The following is a 23366-nucleotide window of genomic DNA, read 5'->3' on the forward strand; positions in this document are numbered from 1 at the left end:
CAATGCAGTTGTTGGGGGATTGATACTGTATTTATTAACCATTCTAAATATTAATCAAACCTTTCGTAATATCTACATCGATTGGGGGAAATCAATTTCATATTTTCTCAAATATATGCCTATTTCAAATAGACATAGCGAACATAAAAAAAATATCGCATATATCGACAAAATGCGTTATTTTTTCGATAAATGACTCATTTATAACGAATTCTAATTTTCAAAGCACTTATGTCACTTACATCTAATCCACTTTTACAAGACTTTAATGAAGCTCCATTTAATACTATTAAGGACGAGCACTTTAAGCCAGCCTTTATAGAAGCGATACAAATTAATCGTAATGAGATAGATGCTATTACAAATAATACTGAGGCGCCTACCTTTCAAAACACGATTGCTGCTCTTGACTATTCTGGACAACAACTAGATCGTATTTCTAGTGTGTTTTTTAACCTTAATAGCGCAGAGACCTCTGAGGCTATTCAAAAAATAGCACAAGAAGTATCGCCACTTCTTACCGCTTTTAGCAATGATGTTACTCTTAACGAGACACTGTTTGAGCGTATTAAAAGTATATACGCCCAGAAAGATGATTTGGATCTTTCTGTAGAAGAAAAAACGTTATTAGAAAAAAAATATAAAAGTTTTGCTCGTAATGGAGCAAACCTACCTGAAGATAAAAAATCACGCTTACGCGAAATTGATACAGCTCTCGCAAAATTAAAACTCAGTTTTGGCGAAAATATCTTGGCAGAAACAAACAGCTACGAGCTTCACCTCACAAATGAAGAAGATCTTGCTGGAGTCCCTGCAAGTGCAAAAGAAGCCTTTGCAGCAGAGGCAGCTTCTAGAGATAAAGAAGGCTGGGTAATAACACTTGACTACCCTAGCTACATTCCCTTTATGAAATATGCAGATAATCGTGAGCTACGCAAAGAGCTTTCTCTTGCCTTTGGCAGTAAAGCCTTTAAAGGTAATGAGTACGATAATCAAAAAAACGTCATTGAGATTGTTAACCTTCGTCACGAGCGTGCACAGCTACTAGGTTATGATACGCACGCCCATTTTGTACTTGAAGAACGTATGGCACAAACGCCAGCTAAGGTTAAAGATTTTCTAAACGAACTCTTAGAAAAAGCAAAACCTGCAGCAGAGAGAGAGTTTGCACAATTAGAAAATTTTGCAAAAACACAAGACGGTATAGACGCACTTCAAAAATGGGATGGTTCTTACTATTCTGAAAAACTAAAGAAAGAACTCTTTAACCTAGATGACGAGCAACTCAAACCTTACTTTAAATTAGAAAATGTAATAAATGGTGTGTTTGAAGTAGCAACACGTCTCTTTGGTTTGCAGTTTGAGCAGGTAACAGATGTAGATGTATATCATAAGGATGTAAAAACATATAGAGTTACAGATGTAGATGGTAATTACATCTCTCTTTTTTATGCAGATTTTCACCCAAGAAAGGGAAAACGTGGTGGTGCCTGGATGACCTCTTTTAAAGGTCAAAAAATTGAGAATGGAGTAAATGAGCGACCACATATATCTAACGTTTGTAACTTCACTCCATCTACACCTAGCAAGCCATCCCTACTTACTTTTAATGAAGTTACAACACTCTTTCACGAGTTTGGTCACGGGTTACACGGTATGCTAGCAAACACTACCTACCCTAGCCTATCTGGAACTTCTGTGTACTGGGACTTTGTAGAGTTACCTAGCCAAGTGCTAGAAAACTGGTGTTATGAAAAAGAAGCTCTAGAGCTCTTTGCAACTCATTATGAAACTGGCGAAGTAATCCCTATGGAGCTTGTTCAAAAAATAAAAGACGCAGCAACGTTTCAAGAAGGAATGCAAACATTGAGACAACTTAGCTTTGGGTTACTAGATATGTCGTGGCACGGGCAAGACCCAAGCAATATAACAGATGTAAAAGCTTTTGAAAAAGAAGCCTTTGGCAACACTGCTTTGTATCCAGACACTCCAGAGACCTGTATGAGTACAGCTTTTGCTCACATTTTTCAAGGAGGTTACTCATCTGGATATTATAGTTACAAATGGGCAGAAGTACTAGATGCAGATGCTTTTGAATATTTTAAAGAACAAGGGATATTTAATAAAGACGTAGCAACTAAGTTTAAGGACCACGTACTCTCAAAAGGAGGAACTGAGGACCCTATGACACTCTATAAACGTTTTAGAGGTCAAGAACCTAAACCAGAAGCACTACTCAAAAGAGCAGGACTTATAGATTAATTTATTAAGTCGATTAAAATTAAAAAGGAGTAAGCGTGGCTTACTCCTTTTTGTTTTTTTCTGCTATCCATTTTGACATAAATAGTGTGCTACGCATTGTGTGATGTTGTAACATCTGGCCTGTAAAGTTTGCAGCACGATGCATAATCAAATTATCCATCAGGTGCTGTAATGTATCTGTAAGCAGGCTGGCGTAAGTATCTTTTTGAAAATTGGTATTAATTATCCTTACGCCATTTTCTTGGGCTTTTTGCCATTTTGACTCATTACTATATAAGGAGACTGCAGCTTTTATAAATGCATCATAATCATCATTTACACTGCCGGGCCAGTCTAAGTGCTGGTTCATTCCCTCTGCTCCTATCTCTGTTGTTACAGATGGAGTGCCACATTGCATCGCATCTATAAATTTACCTTTAAGGCCAGCCCCATACCTAAGCGGTGCTAGTAAAACTCTGGCATTTCTTATCACCTGATGAGCGCTCTCTGCTCTTCCTTTTACCAAAAACCCCTCTTTGGGATTATGCAGCTGTAATGCCTTCTCTGGCTCATAAGCGCCATAAATATGCATCTCTGCTTGCGGCAGTTGCTGGCGTATGTGTGGCCAAATATGTTTTTTTAGTTCTAGGGTGGCATCCCAGTTAGGTGGGTGTATAAAATTGCCTATGGCTATAAAATGCGCTCGCTCTTTAAAAGGAACAAAATCACTCTCAAGTGCAGAAACTAGAAATGGCGCATAATGTAATAATGACGCAGGAACCTTGAAAAAAGTTTGTAGCAAATCCATCTCTACTGTTGAGATCATCAAGGTGAGATCACATCTGTAAATGGAGGCTATCTCCCTTTTGGCGATATCAGAAATTAAGTCCTTGGGTTCAAAAACTCGCTCTTCTTTTACGGCTTGCGCTCTTGCTTTTCTTAGACAGTGCAGATCTTCGGTGTCTAGTATTTTTAGAGCATTGGGGCACGCTTCGTCTATTCGCCAGCCAAATTGCTCCTCTGCCATAAATCTATCAAAGAGTACGATGGTGGGGTTGTACGCTTTCGCGAAAGCGTTAAAAGAATCATCGTTAAGCTGTATCGTTGCGGTCTCAATATCAAAATCACTTAGCGAGATTGCATTTTGAGAAGTTCCGGCTGTACTTGCATAGGTGACATTCCAGCCTTTTTCTTTAAAAATAGTAAGCAGCTGTAACATCCTACTTCCTGCTGCCGAAGAAGTGGGCTCTACCCAAACTGTTGAGATTACAAGTACATTCATAATCCAAAAATAGGAATAACAAAACTGACAGTAAAAATTTAACTTTCATTTATTTTTGAAATTACAATAACATTCTTATATTTGACGTATGGAATTTGATCAAGCAAAAAATAAGTTTATACAAACTTGGGGAGCGCTAGGTACGCAATGGGGCATTAATAAGACAATGGCTCAAATACACGCCTTACTTATGGTGTCTCCAGAGGCGTTAAGTATGGAAGATATTATGGGTGAACTTTATATCTCTAGAGGAAATGCGAGTATGAACCTGCGAGCACTTATAGACTGGGGAATTATCTTTAAAGAGTATAAAACGGGTGAACGCCGAGAGTATTTTGTAGCCGAAAGTAACATAGATGAGCTTGCCAGAAAAATAGCCAAAGAAAGAAGCAAGAGAGAGATAAAACCTACGCTACGTGTCTTGCAAGAAGTAAGTAGTATAGAAGAAACAGGCTCTACAGAGGCTGCCCACTTCAAGACCAAAACGGCTGAGCTTTATGAGTTTGTATCTAGAGCAGATAGTATGCTAGAAAAAATTACAGACTATAAAGAAAGCTGGATTACAAAAACAATTATGAAGTTAATGAAGTAACAATTGTTAACCATAACATTTAAGGAGCACTGTGAAAGTGCTTTTTATTTCACTTAAAGTTTCAATAATTTCTGAAATATAAATATTATGAATATTCCCATTCCAAATTGGTTAATTATTATAGGCGGTATAGGCCAGATTTTTACAGCATTGATATATCCATATATCCGCCATCGCGTTTTTGACTGGTATACTGATGTAAAAAAATTAAAACCACTCAATCAAGAAATTGCAAAAACATATGGTAGGTACATACAGGGTTTAAACTTCTCTTTTGGACTTATAGCAATACTTCTTACTAATGAATTACAAAACCAAAGCAAACTAGCAATAGCTCTTACAGGGTTAATCGCAGCCTACTGGGTGGGTAAAGTAGCAACACAGATTGCATACTACCCTATGTATGATATCCCTAAAGATAAAATTTTCAAAATAGGAGGCTATTGTATGAATATACTTTTTGTGCTCTTTGCAGTAGTCTTTACAATTCTATTTATTAATAATGTCTCATCTCTTTTAAACTGATAATTATGAAAACAATATACCTACTCAACAAGATCTTAGTAAGCATTAACGCTTTTCTATTTCTCCTGTACTACATAGGTCTACTTTTCCTGCCCATAACTGGAGCCATACAAGTATGTTGCTTTGTGTACCTCCTATTTCGCTGGTCTGACGTGGCACCCCATCTCAAGAAGTACTTTATAATATATGGAGTTGTAACGGTCTTGAGCCTTTCGCTTCTTTTATGTTTAAACTATTTCTCATCGTTTGACTTCTTGTTTTGGCTTCCTATCATACTAGGCATTGCTCTAAGTATCTACTTTTTAATACTCACATACAAGCAGAGCGAGTATACACTTACCTCGCAAGAAAAAGACATCTCAATCGTATCAAATAAAAAAAAATAGGCAATGATGAAAAAATTAATAATCGCTGGCGGTAGTGGCTTTTTAGGCAGTATACTTATTAACCACTTTCAAAATCAATTTGAGGAAATAGTTTTGCTTTCGCGAAAGCAAAAAGCACCTTCTCACAATGTTCGTACAGTACTGTGGGATGCAAAAAATGTAGCAGGATGGAAAAACGAATTTGAAGATACAGATGTAGTCATAAATATGGCTGGTAGATCTGTAGACTGTCGTTATCACAAAAAGAACAGAAACGCAATTTTAAACTCACGAGTAGACACGACAACCATTATAGCTAAGGCTATCTCTCAGTGCAGCAATCCGCCACAGGTGTGGCTTAACTCATCTACAGCTACTATATACAGACACTCGCTAGAAAAACCTATGACAGAGGTAAATGGTGAGGTAGGCACTGGCTTTTCTGTCGAAGTTGCAAAGGCGTGGGAGCAAGCTTTTTTTGACAGCAATACTCCACTTACTCGCAAAGTTGCGCTACGTACTTCTATCGTTTTAGGAAAGGATGGAGGAGCACTACAACCTATCAAAAAAATAACTCAGTTAGGCCTAGGTGGCAAACAAGGCGATGGTAAACAAAAATTCAGCTGGGTACATCAAGATGACTTTGTGCGAAGCTTAGACTTTTTAATTAAAAACGATACTTTAAAAGGGCCATTTAATATAGTCTCCCCTATGGCCACAACTAATAGCGAACTTATGAAGTATATGAGATCTGTTTTGAAAGTTCCCTTTGGTCTTCCTGCGTCAAAACCACTTTTAGAGATAGGAGCTTTTATCATTAGAACAGAAACCGAATTACTTCTTAAAAGCAGGTATGTGATACCAGAACGGTTAATAAAAGCTGGATTTACTTTTACACACCCAGAATTAAAGAAAGCACTATATAACTTACTAGCTTAATAACTATGAGCACCATACAACTTGAAACTATAATTAATGCTCCGGTAGCGGCTGTTTTTAAACTATCGCTCAACATAGACTTTCATATGCAGTCTATGGATCAATCGCAAGAAAAAGCCATAGCTGGTGTAACTTCTGGTTGCATTAAAAAGGATGAAACGGTTACCTGGCGAGGAAAACATTTCGGCCTTTGGTTAACGCACACGAGTCTTATTTCAGAGTATAAACCCTATACAAGCTTTGTAGATGAAATGATTAAAGGTAGGTTTAAGTCTTTCCACCACAAGCACATTTTCATAGACCAGAATGGTAGCACTAAAATGCAGGATATCATTACTTATAAAACTCCATATGGTCTTGCCGGAGACTTTTTTGATAGAACAGTCCTCTATAATTATTTAACTCGTCTCATAAAAAAAAGGAACGCGCATCTCAAACACACACTAGAAAACGGTGGAGATTCCGCTTTCGCGAAAGCGTAAAAAAGCACGGCAATAAGAAAAACTTTATATTTGGCTGTTATTTAAATCCCACAAATGCGACCTTTATTATATGGCAACTAATCAAATTGACCCCACAAAGTGGGTAGATCAATATTCTGACTACCTCTTTAACTATACGATTGCCCGTGTAAATGATCGCGAAGTGGCACAAGATCTTATTTCCGAAACATTTCTTGCGGGATTAAAATCTATGAAGAATTTTAAGGGTGAGGCGACAGAGCGCACCTGGCTCATCTCGATCTTAAAACGTAAAATTATAGATCATTATCGTAAGAGCAACTCTAAAAAGGGTAAGGCAGAAGTACGTATAAATTATAAGGATGAAGAAAGTGAAGGTGACTGGCTAGAAGAACGCGTAGCAGACCCCTTTGATAAAACTGCTGAGGATAGCATACAAAACGTAGAGCTAGGCGAGGCAATTTTTAATTGCTTAGGTAAACTGCCAGAAAAACAAGCCCGCATTTTTAAGATGAAAACTATAGATGACTTTGATACTGAAGCCATTTGTAATGAATTTGATATTACTCCGTCTAATTTTTGGGTGATCATACACAGAGCCCGAACGGCTATGGCTAGTTGTATGGAAAAAGACTGGCTATAACCCCAAGCTGAATAAAAAAATCGTAATCAATATGATTACATAGTTAAAAAGAAACCCTCTCAAGGGTCTAAATTTTAAGAAATGAAATTAAAAACAGAATGTCACGAGGCTAACCACATTTGCGACAAGAACCAGTATAAAGAGGCTACTTTTATGGAAAAGGTGCGTCTTAATATACACCTTATTTACTGCCGTGCTTGTAGAAAATACTCTATGAGAAATTCTAAACTCACTAAGGCTGTAAATAATCCTACCGTGCAAACGGTGAGTACCTCTGAAAAAGAGGTAATGAAACAACGCCTTCAAGAACAGCTTAATAGCTCAAATAGTTAATCACAAGTACAAGCCACAGCCATAACAATGGTATTCCTTCTACCCAAAAGGAAGAAAAGTACATAGTAGCTGCAGAGCGTTTTTGTGATAGGTAGATACAACTACTAGTTACCATCATAATAAACAGCTGACTTAAAAAGGTATCAAGATTAAATTCATCTTTAAAGAATTCTAATACACAGCATAATAAAAGCCAAATCACTCCAATGATTTTGGCTTTTTTTATGCCCACTATTTGAGGCAAAGTTTTAAGAGCTGGATTATCAAAAACCATATCTCGTATTTCAAAAGGGATCATAAGCGCTAGCACAAACAATATGCGCTGTATACATATAACACCTACATCCCAAGTAATAGTTCCATCTTGCAAGACCGGCAAGATTACCGTAACCCCACTCCACACGACACCTATTATAAAAATCTTGAGACCAGCTACACTACGCAAATTTCCTTTTACGAGTGAAGCTGTGTTTTTTGGCATAAAAAAAGGGATAGCATACAGCAGCGTGACAAGCCCCAGTATGCCACAAGCAACCCACACCTCTAGTGACATAAATAAGGAAGTCACCAGCATACCTACTCCACATATAACCGAATATATTTGGATTGTTTTTAGGGATTGTGCTAGACTACGGTGATGTAAACCAGCTATTTCGGCATATTTAACAAAATTATATCCCGTCACAGTGCTAAAAAACAAAAAACTTAGCACCACAAAATTAACGTTTATGTCTAATGATAAATAGGTAATCCACCCTAGTGCTACAACAGATAAACTCACGTGAGTGCTACTATTTATATAAAAATCAAAAAGACGTTTTATGCTCTGCATTAGACAAAAGTACTACAACTGTTAATAAGCCACCTATATGGTTGAAAACATTAGTACTCCCATTGTGAATTATGTACTAAAAATCGGTTTCATTGCATTATTTTTGTGCATCCTTAAATAAATCAATACGATGAATACAGATTCGTTTGCATTACGCCACATAGGCCCACGTAGAAGTGATCTCCCAGAGATGCTTAAAACCGTAGGAGTTGAGACTATGGAACAACTCATTTTTGAGACCATTCCAGATAACATCAGACTCGACAATCCATTATCATTAGATCCAGCCATAAGTGAGCACGAGTTTGCTGCTCATATTACTGCACTTTCTAACAAAAACAAAGTATACAGATCATTTATAGGTCTAGGGTATAATCAAGCAATTACACCTGCAGTCATACAGCGTAATATTTTAGAAAATCCAGGATGGTATACGGCATATACACCGTACCAAGCAGAGATTGCACAAGGAAGACTTGAAGCTTTGCTCAACTACCAGACTATGATTACAGACCTTACGGGTATGGAGCTTGCAAATGCTTCCCTACTTGATGAGGCAACAGCCGCTGCAGAGGCTATGGCACTCTTATTTTCTGTACGTAGTCGTGCACAAAAGAAGGAAGGTGTACACAAGTTTTTTGTATCTGAAGAGATATTACCACAAACGCTGTCATTACTACAAACACGCTCTACTCCTATAGGAATAGAACTTGTAGTAGGTAAGCACGAAGACTTTGACTTTTCTAGGGAATACTTTGGGGCTATTTTACAATACCCAGGAGTATCTGGAAAAGTATATGATTATGCTGCCTTTGTAGAAAAAGCAAATGCTGCCGAAATTAAAGTAGCCGTTGCTGCAGATATATTAAGTCTTGTAAAACTGCGTGCTCCAGGAGAGTTTGGAGTAGACGTAGTGGTAGGTACCACACAACGTTTTGGCATTCCGTTAGGTTACGGAGGTCCTCACGCCGCATACTTTGCAACTAAGGAAGCTTACAAGAGAAGTATCCCGGGTCGTATCATCGGCGTGACAAAAGACACAGATGGTAAGCGTGCTCTACGTATGGCACTTCAAACACGCGAGCAACACATCAAACGTGATAAAGCAACGTCAAACATTTGTACCGCACAAGTACTACTTGCAGTTATGGCAGGTATGTACGGTGTTTATCACGGTCCAGAAGGATTAAAAAATATAGCAAATAAAGTACACAATACTGCGGCAACTGTAGCAGATGCACTTGAAAAATTAGGATTATATCAAGTAAACGAGAGTTACTTTGACACTATCCAGATTAAGGCAGATGCTGCAAAGGTAGCTGCAGTTGCACAAGAGATGGAGATTAACTTCCACTATCCAGATGCAGAGACAGTGGCCATATCAATACACGAGGCAACAACACTTCAAGATGTAAATGATATTATTTCCGCTTTCGCGAAAGCGTACTCAAAAGAAACAATCACAGTAACAGAAATAGCCGAAGGAAATGCGATACCTGAAACAGTAGCACGTGAGACATCATTTTTAACGCTTCGAGTTTTTAACACATACCACTCTGAAACAGAGTTAATGCGTTACATCAAAAAACTTGAGCGTAAAGATTTATCATTAAATCACTCAATGATCTCTTTAGGGTCTTGTACGATGAAGCTTAACGCTGCTTCTGAAATGCTACCACTTTCTGATCCGCAGTGGGGGAATATGCACCCATTTGCACCATTAGACCAAGCAGAAGGGTACCAGACAATGCTTAAAAAACTAGAAGATCAACTTACCGAAATCACTGGTTTTGCAGGCACTTCATTACAACCTAACTCTGGTGCACAAGGTGAGTATGCCGGTCTTATGGTTATAAGAGCATACCACGAGTCTCGTGGAGACAGCCATAGAAACATTTGCCTCATTCCATCTTCTGCACACGGAACAAATCCTGCAAGTGCAGTAATGGCAGGTATGAAAGTAGTGGTAACTAAAGCGCTAAAAAATGGAAACATTGATGTAGACGACTTACGTGAGAAGGCTGAGAAGCATAAGGACAATCTTGCCGCACTTATGATTACATATCCATCTACACACGGTGTTTATGAGAGTGCTGTAAAAGAAATCACGCAACTCATACACGATAACGGCGGCCAGGTATATATGGACGGTGCAAATATGAATGCACAAGTTGCCCTTACTAACCCAGGTGCGATAGGTGCAGATGTGTGTCACCTTAACCTACATAAAACCTTTGCTATTCCTCACGGAGGCGGTGGCCCAGGAGTAGGACCTATTTGTGTTGCAAAGCAACTAGTTCCATTTTTACCATCTAACCCTGTTATTACAACCGGAGGAGATAAAGCTATTACAGCCATAAGTGCTGCTCCTTGGGGGTCTGCTCTAGCTTGCTTAATATCTTATGCATATATCACTATGCTAGGTGAACCAGGACTGCGTCACTCTACTGAGTATGCAATCCTTAATGCAAACTATATTAAGGAAAGACTAGATGGTGCTTACCAGTGTCTTTATGTAGGAGAACGCGGTCGCGCAGCTCACGAGATGATTATAGACTGCCGCCCTTTTAAAGCAAATGGTATTGAAGTAACAGATATTGCAAAGCGACTTATGGACTATGGTTTTCACGCACCTACAGTATCATTTCCTGTTGCAGGAACTATTATGATAGAGCCTACAGAAAGTGAAAGCAGAGAAGAGCTAGATCGTTTTTGTGATGCTATGTTATCGATAAGAAAAGAGATAGAAACAGCTACGGCAGATGAGCCTAATCATATAATGAAAAATGCTCCTCACACCCTAGCAATGCTCACGGCAGATACTTGGGACTTTACATACAGTAGAGAGCAAGCAGCATACCCACTAAGCTACGTTGCCGAAAATAAATTCTGGCCTACTGTACGTCGTGTAGATGATGCATATGGTGACCGTAATTTAATATGTACGTGTGCGCCTATAGAAGAATATATGGAAGCATAACACTTCTATCTAATCTATTAATGAAATGGTCTAAAGCGTATGCTTTAGACCATTTATATTATAAGAAAAAGTATAAAACATTATTTAAAATTAACAATATATCAATGATAGTGTAAGTGCGTATCATAACTCGCTGTAAATGGCGTTTAATAGGTTAAAAATTATAGAATTCACAAAAGAGGTCAGATTAACAAAGCCTCACCGCTATCCCGATACATTTTAGTAACTTTACCCGATTACAAAACACCCTATATGGCAATTAAAATTACAGGTTTAGGCAGTTTTATACCTGACGTGATTCAAAAAAACGACCAGTTTAAAGATCATACATTTTTGAATATGGACGGCTCTGCAATAACCTCAGAAAATGGAGTTATTATAGAAAAATTTAAGGCCATCACAGGAATTGAAGAAAGACGCTATGCTCCTAGTGAGATGAAATCTTCAGATATGGGCTCAAAAGCAGCAGAGAAAGCTATTAAAGACGCTGGTATTGATCCAGAAACACTAGACTATATCATTTGTGCTCATAATTATGGTGATGTACAAAAAGGTTCAAACTTTAGTGATATTGTACCTAGCCTTGCATCGCGTATAAAACACAACTTACGTATACAAAACCCTAAATGTGTGGCTTATGATATCCTCTTTGGATGTCCAGGTTGGATAGAAGGAGTTATTCAAGCCCAGGCTTTTATTAAAGCCGGTATGGCAAAAAAATGTCTCGTTATAGGTACTGAGATGCTCTCTCGTGTTGTAGATGATAACGACCGCGATAGTATGATATACAGTGATGGTGCAGGTGCAACTGTTATAGAAGAAGATGACAGCGACACAGGTATACTTGCTTTTGAAACGGCAACATTTACATATGATGAAGCTTATTTCCTCTTTAATGGCTCTTCATATAACACAGAAGCAAACCAAGACACAAAATACATCAAGATGTACGGTCGTAAGATCTACAACTTTGCCCTTACACAAGTTCCTCAGGCTATGAAGTCTTGTTTAGAAAAAAGCGGATGTAGCATTGACGAGGTAAAGAAAATATTTATCCATCAGGCGAATGAGAAAATGGACGAAGCTATTGTGAGTCGTTTTTACAAACTACACGATTTAGAAATGCCAGAGCACATTATGCCTATGAGTATAAACAAACTAGGTAACAGCTCAGTTGCTACAGTACCTACCGTTTTTGACCTTGTACGTCAAGGCGCGCTAGAAAATCACGAGATTAACAAAGGTGATGTTGTTATTTTTGCAAGTGTAGGTGCAGGGATGAATATCAATGCGATGATTTATCGTTACTAGACAATCTTTACTTTTGTAAAGAAGTTATCAAGCCTAACCATTTAATAAATTATTCTTGTACGAAAACACGTTTCCAAACAAGCGCTATAAGCACACGCTACATTTTTTAAAAGATGTGGTAAGCACAGACCAGAGCATACTTGACTTGGGCGTGCGTAATCCCTTTGTAACATATATGGAGCGTGAAGGTTACAACGTACAAAACACAACTGGCGAAGACTTAGATCTAGACACCACAGCAGTGAAAAATGCAGATGCAGAGGTCGTTACGGCTTTTGAGATTTTTGAACACCTACTCTCTCCTTATACCGTATTGCAAGACATAAAAGCAAATAAGATAGTGGCGAGCGTGCCTCTCAAATTATGGTTTTCTCCAGCCTATAGATCTAAAACAGATATGTGGGACAGACATTATCACGAGTTTGAAGACTGGCAGTTTGACTGGTTATTTGAAAAAGCAGGATGGGAGATACAAAAGCGTGAGAAGTTTACTAATCCCGTAAAAAAGCTAGGCTTCCGCCCATTGCTGCGTCTCTTTACGCCTCGATATTATTTGATTTACGCCACTCGCAAGTAAGATGGATTTTTATATTGTCATCCCTTGTCACAATGAGTCGGCTTTTATTGGTCAGACGCTTGCATCTTTGGTAGCGCAAACGCATCTTCCTAAAAAAGTGGTAGTCGTAAATGACCAAAGCACAGATAACAGTGCCGAGATTGTTTCCGCTTTCGCGAAAGCGCACTCATACATACACCTACTCAACATCACAAGTAGCGACAAGCATCTACCAGGAAGTAAAGTCATAAACGCTTTTTACAAAGGTTTTGAAAGCATAGATGATGAGTATGATGTAATTTGCAAGTATGATGCAGATCTCATCTTCCCGCACAACTACTTAGAAAAGGTAAATAATGCTTTTACAGAAAACAACGCTATTGGAATGGCAGGCGGTTTCTGTTACATTGAAAAAGACGGAAACTGGGAGCTAGAAAACCTCACAAATAAAGATCACATAAGGGGTGCACTCAAGGGCTACCGCAAAGCTTGTTTTAAAGATATAGGTGGTATAAAGAAAGCTATGGGATGGGATACCATAGATGAGCTACTTGCAAAATATCATAAATGGGAGATTCACACAGATGACACCCTGCACGTAAAACATCTTAAACCTACCGGAAATACATACAATAAAAGTGCACAATACAAGCAAGGCGAAGCGTTTTATGGTATGCGCTACGGGCTTATACTAACACTTATAGCTTCTAGTAAACTCGCCAAAAGAAAAGGTAATATAAAATTGCTCAAAGACTATCTAAGTGGCTATCTTAAAGCAAAAGCTGCAAAAAAAGAATACCTCGTGACTCCACAGGAGGGTTATTTTATAAGAACTACCCGCTGGGCTGGCATAAGAAAAAAGCTAGGTCTCTAATTCTTAACTTTTTCTTTAAAACAGTACCGTAGACATTAACTACTTTTACAAAAATTGACTAATAATGAAGTTTACCTCTTTTACACAATATCTTTCTCTTTGCCTTATTGGGCTTACTATTTCTTGTACCTCTGTAAAGACCACAGCACAAAACAAAAAACCAAAAAATGTTATCCTTATGATAGCAGACGGAACTGGTTTAAGTCAGATCTCTTCAAGTCAGTTTTACAACTCACAGCCATCTAACTATGACAGATTTAAACACATAGGGCTTATTAAAACTTCATCTGCCAGTGACCTTATTACAGACTCTGCAGCTGGAGCAACTGCATTTTCGGCAGGAGTAAAAACATACAATGGAGCTATAGGTGTAAACACAGATACGATAGCTGTACCCACTATACTTGAAGACCTGGAGAAAAGAAACTTTGCAACTGGTGTTATAGCAACCTCAACCATTACCCACGCGACGCCTGCCAGTTTTTATGCGCACCAGAAATATAGAAAAATGGAACTTGAGATTGCTCAAGAACTCGTTACCTCTGGTGTAGACTTTTTTGCCGGTGGAGGGCGTAAGTTTTTTGAAAACAGAGAGGATGGCAACAACCTTGTTGCTGCACTAGAAGGTTCTGGATATGAGATGTACTTAGATCGTCTTGACCCTTCACTTAAAATGAAAGCCTCAAAAAAATACGGCTTTTTACTAGCAGACTCTGGGATGCCTAAAGTACTAGAAGGCAGAGGTTCTTTTCTCTATGACGCTACAAAACTCGGAATAAAAAGACTCTCAAAAAACAAAGAAGGTTTTTTCTTAATGGTAGAAGGATCTCAAGTAGATTGGGGTGGTCATAATAACGATGGAGAATATCTAGTGAGCGAACTCATAGATTTTGATACTGTAATAGGTCAAGTACTTGACTATGCTGCAAAAGATGGAAATACACTTGTAGTTGTAACTGCAGACCACGAGACGGGAGGGTTTACCCTCGCATCTGATGAGGGAGACTATAATAAAATAAACCCTTCATTTTCTACTGGTGGTCACAGTGCCACTATGGTACCTGTTTTTGCTTATGGACCGGGCGCTGCAGAGTTTATGGGTATTTATGAAAATACGGCAATTTACAGTAAGATTAAAGCCCTTATTAAAGAGTAGGTATTCATAAAGGTATCTTAAATACTATTTTAACATACTGATAAATCCCTACTTTAGCTTTCTAAATAACTTCAATGTCATACCTACACTCTATAGGAGCGTACTTTATAATGATCAAAGACACCTTTGTAAAACCAACTAAGGGTCGAGTGTTAAGTGATCTTATTTTTAAAGAAATAGACGACCTTATTATAGGGTCTCTAGGTATTGTAGCATTTATATCTTTCTTTGTGGGAGGTGTAGTTGCTATACAGACAGCGCTTAACCTTAATAATCCTCTTATCCCAAAGTCACTTATAGGGTTTGCAGCCAGACAGTCTGTTATACTAGAATTTGCACCTACATTTATCTCCATAATTATGGCAGGTAAAGTAGGATCTTTTATTACCTCTAGTATAGGTACAATGCGTGTAACAGAGCAGATAGATGCCCTAGAAGTTATGGGTATTAACTCTCTTAACTACCTCATATTTCCTAAAATCGTTGCAATGCTTGTATATCCATTTGTGATTGCAATAGCAATGTTCTTAGGTATTATAGGTGCATATACCGCTGCGGTTTACGGAGGCTTTACCTCAAATGACGCTTTTTTATCTGGGCTACAAGAAGACTTTATACCATTTCAATTATTTTATGCCTTTTTCAAGACATTCCTTTTTGCCTTTTTACTAGCAACCATACCCTCATATCACGGGTATTTTATGAGAGGAGGAGCACTAGAGGTAGGTAAGGCGAGTACAACATCCTTTGTATGGACTAGTGTTGCCATTATCCTTGTAAACTTTATAGTAACTCAATTATTACTAAGCTAGATGATAGAGGTAAAAAACATACGCAAAGGTTTTGGAGATGTTGAGGTTCTTAAAGGATTCTCTACCACATTTAAACCAGGTCAAACTAACCTAATCATTGGTCAGTCTGGATCTGGAAAAACGGTTTTCTTAAAAACAATGCTAGGTCTTCACAAGCCAGATAGCGGCCAGATTATATATAATGGCAATGCATACTCAGACCTTAATGAAGAGCAGCAACGTGACCTCAGAGAGCAAATAGGGATGGTTTTTCAAGGGAGCGCCCTCTTTGATTCTATGACGGTAGAAGAGAACATCGCTTTCCCGCTCAAGATGTTTACCAAAATGAAAAAAAAGGAACGCATCGCCAGAGCAAATGAAGTGATACAGCGTGTAAATCTCGAAAATGCAAACCATAAACTTCCCTCAGAAATTTCTGGAGGAATGCAAAAACGTGTTGCTATAGCCCGCGCTATTGTAAACAATCCTAAATATCTTTTTTGTGATGAGCCCAACTCTGGTCTTGATCCTAATACGGCAACGGTGATAGATAATCTTATACGTGAGATTACTATAGAATATGATATTACCACAATCATAAACACCCACGATATGAACTCTGTAATGGAGATAGGTGATCACATTGTGTATTTACAAAAAGGACATCTCGCTTGGGAAGGAACGCGTCACGAGATTTTTAAAACAGATAATAAAGATGTGACCAACTTTGTCTACTCTTCTAACCTGTTTAAAATGGTGAGAGAAGCTCAAAACGCAAAGTAGAAAGGTTTTAATAGCGCTTTCGCGAAAGCGTAATCAAACTACTAATAGCACATAACCCATTTCAGTAATGGAGAAGAGCAACACTTTCCGTTTACTTTCTTACCTCAACATTACCACTTACCACCACAGTATCTAGCGTAAAACGTTCTTTGATCCAGAGACCCATTTTTTGCTCTTGTCTTGATCTTACCTCTTGAGATAAACTATCTGCCCACATCACACGCACGACGGTGAGTGTATCTATAGCGCCACTAAAGTCTGTAGTAATCTCAGTCGCATACCCAAAACGTTTGAGCCCATCATAATTAATCTTAGCCTCATTACGCATAGATGCAAATGGCAAAGCAGTACTTCTAAGTTGTGTCACCTCATTTTCTAGCAATCTAATTTGCTCATCTTTTGAGCTCATTGCTTCTTGATTTTTTACATAAAGATCTTCTAAGATTCCAGAACGCACCTCTGTACTCAGTCTAGCGGCTAGCTCTCCGCTTTGATCTGCTCCTTGGTGTACTACGAGCGTACAGTTTTCACAGTCCTCTGTTTTTTTAAATTCATCTTCCCACCTATCTATAATATTTTGAGGTACCAGACTCCCTATGAGGTAGACATCTATTCGTTTTTTCTCGGCATCATCAGTTTCTTTTACAATCTCTGCACCTTCATACTTAATCGTATTAGTCACAAAAGCTTTTGCTTTTGTGATAAAAATTTGCTGATTGAGTAATCTTAAGAAAGTCCACACACTAGGCACTAAAACAAGTACCGCTATGAGCGTAGCCATACGCGTGGTGCGTTTTCTCCTTTTTTGATTTGCATATTTTACAAGCGGGAATTTGAGAAGTTTTGATACTGTAAATGTTGCTAGCGCTATAAATACAGCATTTATAGAGAACAAATACATCGCCCCAAGCGCCCAGTAAAGCCCCTCACTGTTACCTATAATAGATTGTGACAATCCATACCCTACAGTACATAAAGGTGGCATAAGTGCCGTTGCAATTGCTACACCAAAAATCACACTGGCAATTGTACCAGACTTAGTCTTTGCCACAATAAGTGCAAGACCACCAAAGATGGCTATAAATACATCAAGTATAGTAGGCCAAGTACGAGCCATAAGCTCTGGAGTTTCTTCCTTTACTGGTGATAAACTAAAATATAGCGTTGCCGTGAGCACACTAAGTACAATCATAACGGCAAGGTTTACAAACGAGCGCTTCATCATAAGCGCATCGTTTATAGCGATAGAAAGTCCTACACCTACAATAGGTCCCATAAGCGGACTTATAAGCATCGCTCCTATCACTACTGCCGTACTACTCACGTTAAGACCTATACTCGCCACAAAAATGGAGAATATAAGAATCCACGCGTTGTGTCCCTTAAAAGGGATATCCTTACGTATCGCCTCTACCGTAGTAGAGCGATCTGTGTCTTCTCGTATATCAAGAAGATCGTTTAAAAATTGCTTTATAGACTCCCAGACACTCTGCGCCTCATCGCGCATATCTTCTTTAGGATTTATATCTAACTCGCTAGGCTTTGGGTCAGGATTTGCCCCTATATTATCTTTGTTTTCCACTATCCTAAATTATTACCAAATTTTGATTGTACCTCATTACGAATCTCCTTGATGTCTTGCTCCTTACTTTTTGGCACAATAACGAGAACATCTTCTTTTTCGACGATAATGTAGTCTTTAAGTCCGTCTACAACTACCACTTTATCACTAGCAGTTCTTATAATATTCCCCGATGTGTTTGTTGCAATTACACGAGCATTTACTACGGCATCTTCACCAGAATCACCTTTCATTTTATCATATAATGACCCCCAAGTACCTAAGTCGTTCCAGTCAAAAGTGGCTGGGATGACCTTTACATTTTGATGTTTTTCCATCACGCCAAAATCTATACTTATATTTTCTGCCTTAGGATACTCTTCATCTATAAAAGCTTGCTCCTCTGGTAGGTTATAAACAGCATTCCCTTTATTAAATAGCGCATACATCTCTGGCAAAAACTCTTTAAAACTATTTACCACAGTTGCTACACTCCAGATAAACATTCCGGCATTCCAGAGGTATTCTCCGCTGGCTACAAATTCTTTGGCAGTTGGGTAATCTGGTTTTTCTGTAAAACGTTTTACCGCTTTCGCGAAAGCGTTATCACTCTTATCATAATTTATATAACCGTACCCCGTGTTAGGAAATGTGGGCTGTATACCCAAAGTTACAATAGCCTCTTCCTTCTCTGCCGCATCAAAGGCTTTTTGTAAATCACCTACAAAGGCATCTTCATCTTCAATCCAAGCATCACTAGGCGCTACAATCATCACTGCATCTGGGTTTTCCTTTTCTACCTTAAGTGCCGAAAGTAAAATACAAGGAGCCGTGTTACGCATTGCAGACTCTAGCACAATATTTTTTTGTGCGATTTGTGGTAATTGCTCTTTTACGAGATCGTTATAATCTACATTAGTAAGCACAAGTATTTGCTCTTCTGGAACAAGCTTTGAAAGACGCTTAAACGTTTTTTGCAAAAGAGTTTCTCCCGTACCTAGCATATCGTGAAACTGCTTTGGGAAAGCTTGCGTACTTACAGGCCAAAACCTAGAACCTACACCTCCTGCCATAAGAAGGGCATAATAGTTTTTATTGTCTTTCATACTTGTGTTTATTTTAATTGTTCTACCTCTGCATTAGGTTGAAAAAGATACACTTTTCCGGTTGCAACTTCCACACACTCATACCTTTTAACTCTTTTATTTCCTTTCTGAAAAATTTTTCCATTTTGGATTCTAAAGGTGCTTCCTGTAGGTATTTCAAATATATAATTTTTATCAGACGGTGGGTCGTACATTTTTAAAGCTACAGAAAGATGTGCATCTGTATCACTACTTGCCTTTGGGTTTTTAAAATGTCTTGCGAGATAAGGCAATAAATCTTGAGGAAATATCTCTGGCCGTATAAAGGGTAACATAAGGTGCTGGAAGGTATGCTTCCACTCTTTTCCGTGGGGTTTTATACGCCTACCGTATTTTTTAAACGCAACGAGATGTGCTATCTCGTGTACTAGCGTGACGAGAAACCTGTATTTGTTAAGGCTTACATTAACGGTAATCTGGTGTTGCCCGTCTGGTAATATTCTATAATCTCCGTGCCTGGTGAGTCGCTCATTTACAATTTTAAGATACACTCCGTGTTCTTTTATAAGCTCAAAAACAGGTGGTGCTGCCCGCTCCGGAATGTATTTTTTTAAGGTTTCAACCATACATTAAGGTGTACTTGCAGAGACTTGCAGTGTTTTACCATTATAAAAAGCATTACCCTTACGAGAGAAGTCATAAAGATAATCTGCCATTTGCACTGCAGTAAGCGGTGCCTCATAACCCGGAAATGCTTCTTCTAGCATCTCTGTTTGTACAGCCCCTAGAGCTAGCACATTAAAAGCGATACCGCTTTCTTTATACTCTTCTGCCAGAAGTTCGTTCCAGGTGATAACTGCTCCTTTACTTGAGCTGTACGCCGCCAGACCCGGGAATTTCATACTCCCTTGTATTCCTCCCATACTTGATACAGTCACCACGTGGCTTCCTTTTCTCATATAAGGCAGTACTACACGGGTCATCTCTGCTACACCAAAAACATTGACACGATACACTTGCTCAAAATCTGCAATGGTAGTCTCTGCAAATGGTTTGTTTAATAATGCACCTGCATTATTAATTAAGATATCGACACCTTCCCAATCGCTCTCTATAAAGTCTACAACTTTTTGAAAATCATCTTGATTTGTAATATCAAAAGGAAATGCGGTAAGATTTTGTAGATTAAGATCTGCACAACTTTTATGCTTTCGCGAAAGCGCAAGTACCTGATGCCCTTCCTTTGCAAACTGCTTTGCCAGCTCAAAACCTATCCCTCTACTTGTACCAGTAATAATAACTCTTTTCATAACCTGTCTTATCTACTCTTTGCTATTGCTTTACAACCTTTACTTCTTGAGTCTTGCTATTTGCCAGTCCCTCTAGACCTGGTATAAATTGTTTTATGGCTTTTTCCATAAAAGCGATATCCATCTCTTCTACCTCATCATTTACACCGTGGTAATGATCAAAGTTTGTGAAGTCAAAAGAAGAAATCGTATGTGCCGGAACACCAAACTCTAAGAAGAACGGGTAGTTATCACTACGCATAAATAAGTTAAACTCTTTAGCCTTTGGTAAAAAACCTACCACCTTAGATCCTGCGTATTTATTAAACACCTCAGGAAAATTAGACATCTCATAACCTGATGCATACACTGTGTGATCTTTACCTACCATAGGCACTCCTATCATCTCTATATTAAAAACCATATAGACAGCAGTGTTTGCGGCTTTCATTTCTTTAGCAAGATGCTTAGATCCCAACAGTCCTTTTTCTTCTGCCGAAAATAATGCAAATACGAGTGTTCGTTTATTGTTCTTTGTCTTAGCAAAATGATCTGCAAGTGCCAGGACTGCGGTTGTACCTGCTGCGTTATCATTTGCTCCATTTGCAATTACATCACCATCTACAGCTTTACCATTACCTATGTGGTCGTAATGAGCACCTATAACAACAACCTCATCTTTAAGCGCAGAATCTGTACCCTCAAGCACTCCTACAATGTTATAAGCATCACGCCCCTTTGCTTCAAAATTATCTCGATAGGTATTATAATACGGTTTTACCCCTGTATCTTTAAAGCGAGCTTCTATAAACTGAGCGGCCATCTCTATACCTTCACTACCGGTATCACGGCCTTGCAACTCATCTGACGCTAAAAAGGTCATCGTATTTTCTACAGATTTCATCTTCTTGATGTCTGGCATCACCATCGTTACCTGAGTAGGGCTAGACGCTTTTACCTCTGGTACATTCTCACCCTTAACACCCACTAATGGTGCTCCTGAATTACAAGCGGCAAGTAGTACCGCTGTGCTTATTACTACAAATTTTCTCATAAAGCTAAAGATAAAAAAACCCACGCAGATGCGTGGGTTTATACATTTATAATTACTGTGTGTCTATGCAAGCATAAGTACAGGATTCTCAATATATGTTTTAAGCGTTTGTAAGAACTGTGCTCCTGTCGCACCATCTACTGTGCGGTGATCACAAGCAAGCGTAAGCTTCATCGTGTGACCTACTGCAAGTTGACCATTCTTTACAACTGGCTTCTCTACAATAGCTCCTACAGATAATATTGCCGAGTTAGGCTGGTTAATAATAGACGTAAAATCTGTTATTCCAAACATACCAAGGTTTGATATCGTAAAAGTAGAACCTTCCATCTCTGGAATAGTAAGCTTCTTGTCACGCGCTTTACCAGCTAGTGTCTTTACCTCTGCATTAATTTGCTGTAATGACTTCTCATTTGCAAACTCTACTACAGGTACAACAAGTCCATCTGGCACAGCCACAGCTACACCTATATGCACGTGGTGGTTAAGACGCATCTTATCATCAAACCATTGAGAGTTTACCTGAGGATGTTGCTTAAGCGCAATAGAAGTTGCTTTAATGATCATATCATTAAAAGAAACCTTTGTATCTGGCTGTGTGTTAAACTGCTTACGGAAACTCATCATATTTTCCATATTGAACTCAACGTTCAGGTAATAATGAGGTGCTGTAAACTTAGATTTACCAAGACCACGAGCAATCGCTTTACGCATTTGAGAGTTTTCTATCTCTTCAAAGCTTTCTTCTCCGGTTGCAACAAACTGCTGCACAGAACCGCTTGTAGAAGGTGTGAAGTTCTCAACATCACTCTTTACAATACGACCGTTTTCTCCAGTCCCTTTTACTTGAGCAAGATTTACACCTTTCTCTTCTGCTATTTTCTTTGCTAGAGGTGATACAAAAATACGACCTCCATTTGTGCTAGTAGTTGTAGTTGCTTTTACTGGAGCAGCAGCCTTAGGCGCACTGGTTGTATTTTCTTTTGAAGCTTTTGGTGCTTCTTTTTTCTCCTCTTTCTTTTCTTCTTTTTTAGGTGCAGATTTTGCAGGTGCTCCACCACTTTTTATAACTCCAGAGACATCTGTCCCTTCTGGGCCTATAATAGCGAGTAAGGCATCTACCTTTGCAGTTTCACCTTCATTGATACCTATATGTAATAGCGTTCCAGATTGAAAAGACTCAAACTCCATTGTAGCCTTATCTGTTTCTATCTCTGCAAGAATATCGCCCTCTTCTACCATATCACCTACGCTTTTAAGCCAGGTAGCTACAGTTCCCTCTTCCATTGTGTCTGAGAGTCTAGGCATTGTTACTACAATAACTCCTTCTGGCACATCGCTAGATGTATCTTCTTGAGTATCATCTTCGGCTGTTGCCTCTGCGTTATCTTCTGAATCACTAGAATCTGAAGTTGAAGTATCTTCTTCTTCTTTCGCGGAAGCGTCACCATTAAGCAGTCCTGAGATGTCTTCTCCTTCTTCACCTATAATGGCAAGGAGGGTATCTACCTTTGCAGTTTGCCCCTCTTCTATCCCGATGTGTAATAAAACACCCTCGTTAAAAGACTCAAACTCCATTGTAGCTTTATCTGTCTCGATCTCTGCTAGTATGTCTCCTTCCTCTACCTTGTCACCTACGCTTTTTAACCAGGTAGCGACTGTTCCTTCTTCCATCGTGTCGCTCAGACGCGGCATATTTATTACTTCTGCCAT

The 23366-nt window shown here is 38.7% G+C and carries 23 protein-coding genes; 15 read left to right on the forward strand and 8 right to left on the reverse strand.

Features of this window, described 5'->3' with window-relative positions; translation table 11 throughout:
* Positions 1–231 precede the first annotated feature (231 nt).
* Positions 232–2262 (forward strand): M3 family metallopeptidase, encoded by a 2031-nt coding sequence (locus ACJJVM_RS04805; protein WP_405210960.1) that lies wholly within the window; start codon positions 232–234, stop codon positions 2260–2262.
* A 40-nt stretch (positions 2263–2302) separates the two neighbouring features.
* Here the strand turns inward: ACJJVM_RS04805 and ACJJVM_RS04810 are convergent, their stop codons facing one another.
* Positions 2303–3523 carry a glycosyltransferase gene (locus ACJJVM_RS04810; protein WP_405210961.1) on the reverse strand — a complete coding sequence of 407 codons (1221 nt, stop codon included), beginning with the start codon at positions 3521–3523 and terminating at the stop codon, positions 2303–2305.
* Positions 3524–3611: 88 nt separating this feature from the next.
* On the opposite strand from ACJJVM_RS04810, the gene ACJJVM_RS04815 reads away from it, so the two are divergent.
* The 7 genes from ACJJVM_RS04815 to ACJJVM_RS04845 all read left to right on the forward strand — a co-directional run bounded on the left by ACJJVM_RS04815 (position 3612) and on the right by ACJJVM_RS04845 (position 7381).
* On the forward strand, positions 3612–4115 hold the full coding sequence (locus tag ACJJVM_RS04815) for a GbsR/MarR family transcriptional regulator (protein ID WP_298351593.1): 504 nt from the start codon (positions 3612–3614) through the stop codon (positions 4113–4115).
* 87 nt (positions 4116–4202) lie between these two features.
* Positions 4203–4640 (forward strand): hypothetical protein, encoded by a 438-nt coding sequence (locus tag ACJJVM_RS04820; protein ID WP_299150621.1) that lies wholly within the window; start codon positions 4203–4205, stop codon positions 4638–4640.
* Positions 4641–4645: 5 nt separating this feature from the next.
* Positions 4646–5026: a hypothetical protein gene (locus tag ACJJVM_RS04825; protein ID WP_405210962.1), complete on the forward strand. Its 381-nt coding sequence runs from the start codon at positions 4646–4648 to the stop codon at positions 5024–5026.
* Positions 5027–5029: 3 nt separating this feature from the next.
* Positions 5030–5944 (forward strand): TIGR01777 family oxidoreductase, encoded by a 915-nt coding sequence (locus ACJJVM_RS04830; RefSeq protein WP_405210963.1) that lies wholly within the window; start codon positions 5030–5032, stop codon positions 5942–5944.
* A gap of 5 nt (positions 5945–5949) precedes the next feature.
* Positions 5950–6426, forward strand: a complete 477-nt coding sequence (locus tag ACJJVM_RS04835; protein ID WP_299150615.1) for an SRPBCC family protein — start codon at positions 5950–5952, stop codon at positions 6424–6426.
* A gap of 70 nt (positions 6427–6496) precedes the next feature.
* Positions 6497–7048 carry a sigma-70 family RNA polymerase sigma factor gene (locus ACJJVM_RS04840; protein WP_298351584.1) on the forward strand — a complete coding sequence of 184 codons (552 nt, stop codon included), beginning with the start codon at positions 6497–6499 and terminating at the stop codon, positions 7046–7048.
* Positions 7049–7129: 81 nt separating this feature from the next.
* Positions 7130–7381, forward strand: a complete 252-nt coding sequence (locus tag ACJJVM_RS04845) for a hypothetical protein (RefSeq protein ID WP_298351581.1) — start codon at positions 7130–7132, stop codon at positions 7379–7381.
* Here the strand turns inward: ACJJVM_RS04845 and ACJJVM_RS04850 are convergent.
* The gene (locus ACJJVM_RS04850) at positions 7362–8213 is read right to left on the reverse strand and encodes a hypothetical protein (RefSeq protein WP_298351578.1); all 852 of its coding nucleotides are present in this window, start codon (positions 8211–8213) and stop codon (positions 7362–7364) included. The genes ACJJVM_RS04845 and ACJJVM_RS04850 overlap by 20 nt on opposite strands.
* Positions 8214–8343: 130 nt before the next feature.
* Here ACJJVM_RS04850 and gcvP point away from each other — a divergent pair, with 130 nt between their 5' ends.
* From gcvP to ACJJVM_RS04885, 7 genes are all read left to right on the forward strand, one after another.
* Complete coding sequence (gcvP, locus tag ACJJVM_RS04855) at positions 8344–11193, forward strand: aminomethyl-transferring glycine dehydrogenase (RefSeq protein WP_405210964.1); 2850 nt, start codon at positions 8344–8346, stop codon at positions 11191–11193.
* 252 nt (positions 11194–11445) lie between these two features.
* Complete coding sequence (locus ACJJVM_RS04860; RefSeq protein WP_405210965.1) at positions 11446–12504, forward strand: 3-oxoacyl-ACP synthase III family protein; 1059 nt, start codon at positions 11446–11448, stop codon at positions 12502–12504.
* A gap of 55 nt (positions 12505–12559) precedes the next feature.
* Positions 12560–13081: a methyltransferase gene (locus tag ACJJVM_RS04865; protein WP_405210966.1), complete on the forward strand. Its 522-nt coding sequence runs from the start codon at positions 12560–12562 to the stop codon at positions 13079–13081.
* A gap of 1 nt (position 13082) precedes the next feature.
* Entirely contained in the window at positions 13083–13934 is an 852-nt protein-coding gene (locus tag ACJJVM_RS04870; RefSeq protein WP_405210967.1) for a glycosyltransferase family 2 protein, read from the forward strand.
* A gap of 64 nt (positions 13935–13998) precedes the next feature.
* Complete coding sequence (locus ACJJVM_RS04875) at positions 13999–15090, forward strand: alkaline phosphatase (protein WP_405210968.1); 1092 nt, start codon at positions 13999–14001, stop codon at positions 15088–15090.
* Positions 15091–15164: 74 nt separating this feature from the next.
* A complete protein-coding gene (locus tag ACJJVM_RS04880; protein WP_298351558.1) occupies positions 15165–15902 on the forward strand; it encodes an ABC transporter permease in 738 nt (245 codons plus the stop codon).
* Positions 15903–16664 carry an ABC transporter ATP-binding protein gene (locus ACJJVM_RS04885; protein WP_035327447.1) on the forward strand — a complete coding sequence of 254 codons (762 nt, stop codon included), beginning with the start codon at positions 15903–15905 and terminating at the stop codon, positions 16662–16664.
* A 91-nt stretch (positions 16665–16755) separates the two neighbouring features.
* Here the strand turns inward: ACJJVM_RS04885 and ACJJVM_RS04890 are convergent, their stop codons facing one another.
* From ACJJVM_RS04890 to ACJJVM_RS04915, 6 genes are all read right to left on the reverse strand, one after another.
* Entirely contained in the window at positions 16756–18246 is a 1491-nt protein-coding gene (locus ACJJVM_RS04890) for a DUF389 domain-containing protein (protein ID WP_298351554.1), read from the reverse strand.
* Positions 18246–19331: a mannose-1-phosphate guanylyltransferase gene (locus tag ACJJVM_RS04895; protein WP_405210969.1), complete on the reverse strand. Its 1086-nt coding sequence runs from the start codon at positions 19329–19331 to the stop codon at positions 18246–18248. The genes ACJJVM_RS04890 and ACJJVM_RS04895 overlap by 1 nt, the downstream gene beginning before the upstream one ends.
* An 8-nt stretch (positions 19332–19339) precedes the next feature.
* Positions 19340–19936, reverse strand: a complete 597-nt coding sequence (locus tag ACJJVM_RS04900; protein WP_298351547.1) for a SprT-like domain-containing protein — start codon at positions 19934–19936, stop codon at positions 19340–19342.
* 3 nt (positions 19937–19939) lie between these two features.
* Positions 19940–20620: an SDR family NAD(P)-dependent oxidoreductase gene (locus ACJJVM_RS04905; protein ID WP_405210970.1), complete on the reverse strand. Its 681-nt coding sequence runs from the start codon at positions 20618–20620 to the stop codon at positions 19940–19942.
* 22 nt (positions 20621–20642) lie between these two features.
* Positions 20643–21653: a M28 family metallopeptidase gene (locus tag ACJJVM_RS04910; protein ID WP_405210971.1), complete on the reverse strand. Its 1011-nt coding sequence runs from the start codon at positions 21651–21653 to the stop codon at positions 20643–20645.
* 63 nt (positions 21654–21716) lie between these two features.
* Positions 21717–23366 carry a pyruvate dehydrogenase complex dihydrolipoamide acetyltransferase gene (locus ACJJVM_RS04915; RefSeq protein WP_405210972.1) on the reverse strand — a complete coding sequence of 550 codons (1650 nt, stop codon included), beginning with the start codon at positions 23364–23366 and terminating at the stop codon, positions 21717–21719.

Origin of the sequence: Dokdonia sp. Asnod2-E02, assembly GCF_045063915.1 — a bacterium.
Taxonomy (GTDB): domain Bacteria; phylum Bacteroidota; class Bacteroidia; order Flavobacteriales; family Flavobacteriaceae; genus Dokdonia.

Excerpts from the sequence above, each read along its gene's own strand:
- ACJJVM_RS04810 (WP_405210961.1), bottom strand. The coding sequence starts at position 3,523 with ATGAATGTACTTGTAATCTCAACAGTTTGGGTAGAGCCCACTTCTTCG.
- ACJJVM_RS04845 (WP_298351581.1), top strand. The coding sequence starts at position 7,130 with ATGAAATTAAAAACAGAATGTCACGAGGCTAACCACATTTGCGACAAG.
- ACJJVM_RS04850 (WP_298351578.1), bottom strand. The coding sequence starts at position 8,213 with ATGCAGAGCATAAAACGTCTTTTTGATTTTTATATAAATAGTAGCACT.
- ACJJVM_RS04870 (WP_405210967.1), top strand. The coding sequence starts at position 13,083 with ATGGATTTTTATATTGTCATCCCTTGTCACAATGAGTCGGCTTTTATT.
- ACJJVM_RS04900 (WP_298351547.1), bottom strand. The coding sequence starts at position 19,936 with ATGGTTGAAACCTTAAAAAAATACATTCCGGAGCGGGCAGCACCACCT.
- ACJJVM_RS04830 (WP_405210963.1), top strand. The coding sequence starts at position 5,030 with ATGATGAAAAAATTAATAATCGCTGGCGGTAGTGGCTTTTTAGGCAGT.
- ACJJVM_RS04835 (WP_299150615.1), top strand. The coding sequence starts at position 5,950 with ATGAGCACCATACAACTTGAAACTATAATTAATGCTCCGGTAGCGGCT.
- ACJJVM_RS04860 (WP_405210965.1), top strand. The coding sequence starts at position 11,446 with ATGGCAATTAAAATTACAGGTTTAGGCAGTTTTATACCTGACGTGATT.
- ACJJVM_RS04875 (WP_405210968.1), top strand. The coding sequence starts at position 13,999 with ATGAAGTTTACCTCTTTTACACAATATCTTTCTCTTTGCCTTATTGGG.
- ACJJVM_RS04820 (WP_299150621.1), top strand. The coding sequence starts at position 4,203 with ATGAATATTCCCATTCCAAATTGGTTAATTATTATAGGCGGTATAGGC.
- ACJJVM_RS04915 (WP_405210972.1), bottom strand. The coding sequence starts at position 23,366 with ATGGCAGAAGTAATAAATATGCCGCGTCTGAGCGACACGATGGAAGAA.
- gcvP (WP_405210964.1), top strand. The coding sequence starts at position 8,344 with ATGAATACAGATTCGTTTGCATTACGCCACATAGGCCCACGTAGAAGT.
- ACJJVM_RS04880 (WP_298351558.1), top strand. The coding sequence starts at position 15,165 with ATGTCATACCTACACTCTATAGGAGCGTACTTTATAATGATCAAAGAC.
- ACJJVM_RS04840 (WP_298351584.1), top strand. The coding sequence starts at position 6,497 with ATGGCAACTAATCAAATTGACCCCACAAAGTGGGTAGATCAATATTCT.
- ACJJVM_RS04895 (WP_405210969.1), bottom strand. The coding sequence starts at position 19,331 with ATGAAAGACAATAAAAACTATTATGCCCTTCTTATGGCAGGAGGTGTA.
- ACJJVM_RS04885 (WP_035327447.1), top strand. The coding sequence starts at position 15,903 with ATGATAGAGGTAAAAAACATACGCAAAGGTTTTGGAGATGTTGAGGTT.
- ACJJVM_RS04905 (WP_405210970.1), bottom strand. The coding sequence starts at position 20,620 with ATGAAAAGAGTTATTATTACTGGTACAAGTAGAGGGATAGGTTTTGAG.
- ACJJVM_RS04825 (WP_405210962.1), top strand. The coding sequence starts at position 4,646 with ATGAAAACAATATACCTACTCAACAAGATCTTAGTAAGCATTAACGCT.
- ACJJVM_RS04805 (WP_405210960.1), top strand. The coding sequence starts at position 232 with ATGTCACTTACATCTAATCCACTTTTACAAGACTTTAATGAAGCTCCA.
- ACJJVM_RS04910 (WP_405210971.1), bottom strand. The coding sequence starts at position 21,653 with ATGAGAAAATTTGTAGTAATAAGCACAGCGGTACTACTTGCCGCTTGT.
- ACJJVM_RS04815 (WP_298351593.1), top strand. The coding sequence starts at position 3,612 with ATGGAATTTGATCAAGCAAAAAATAAGTTTATACAAACTTGGGGAGCG.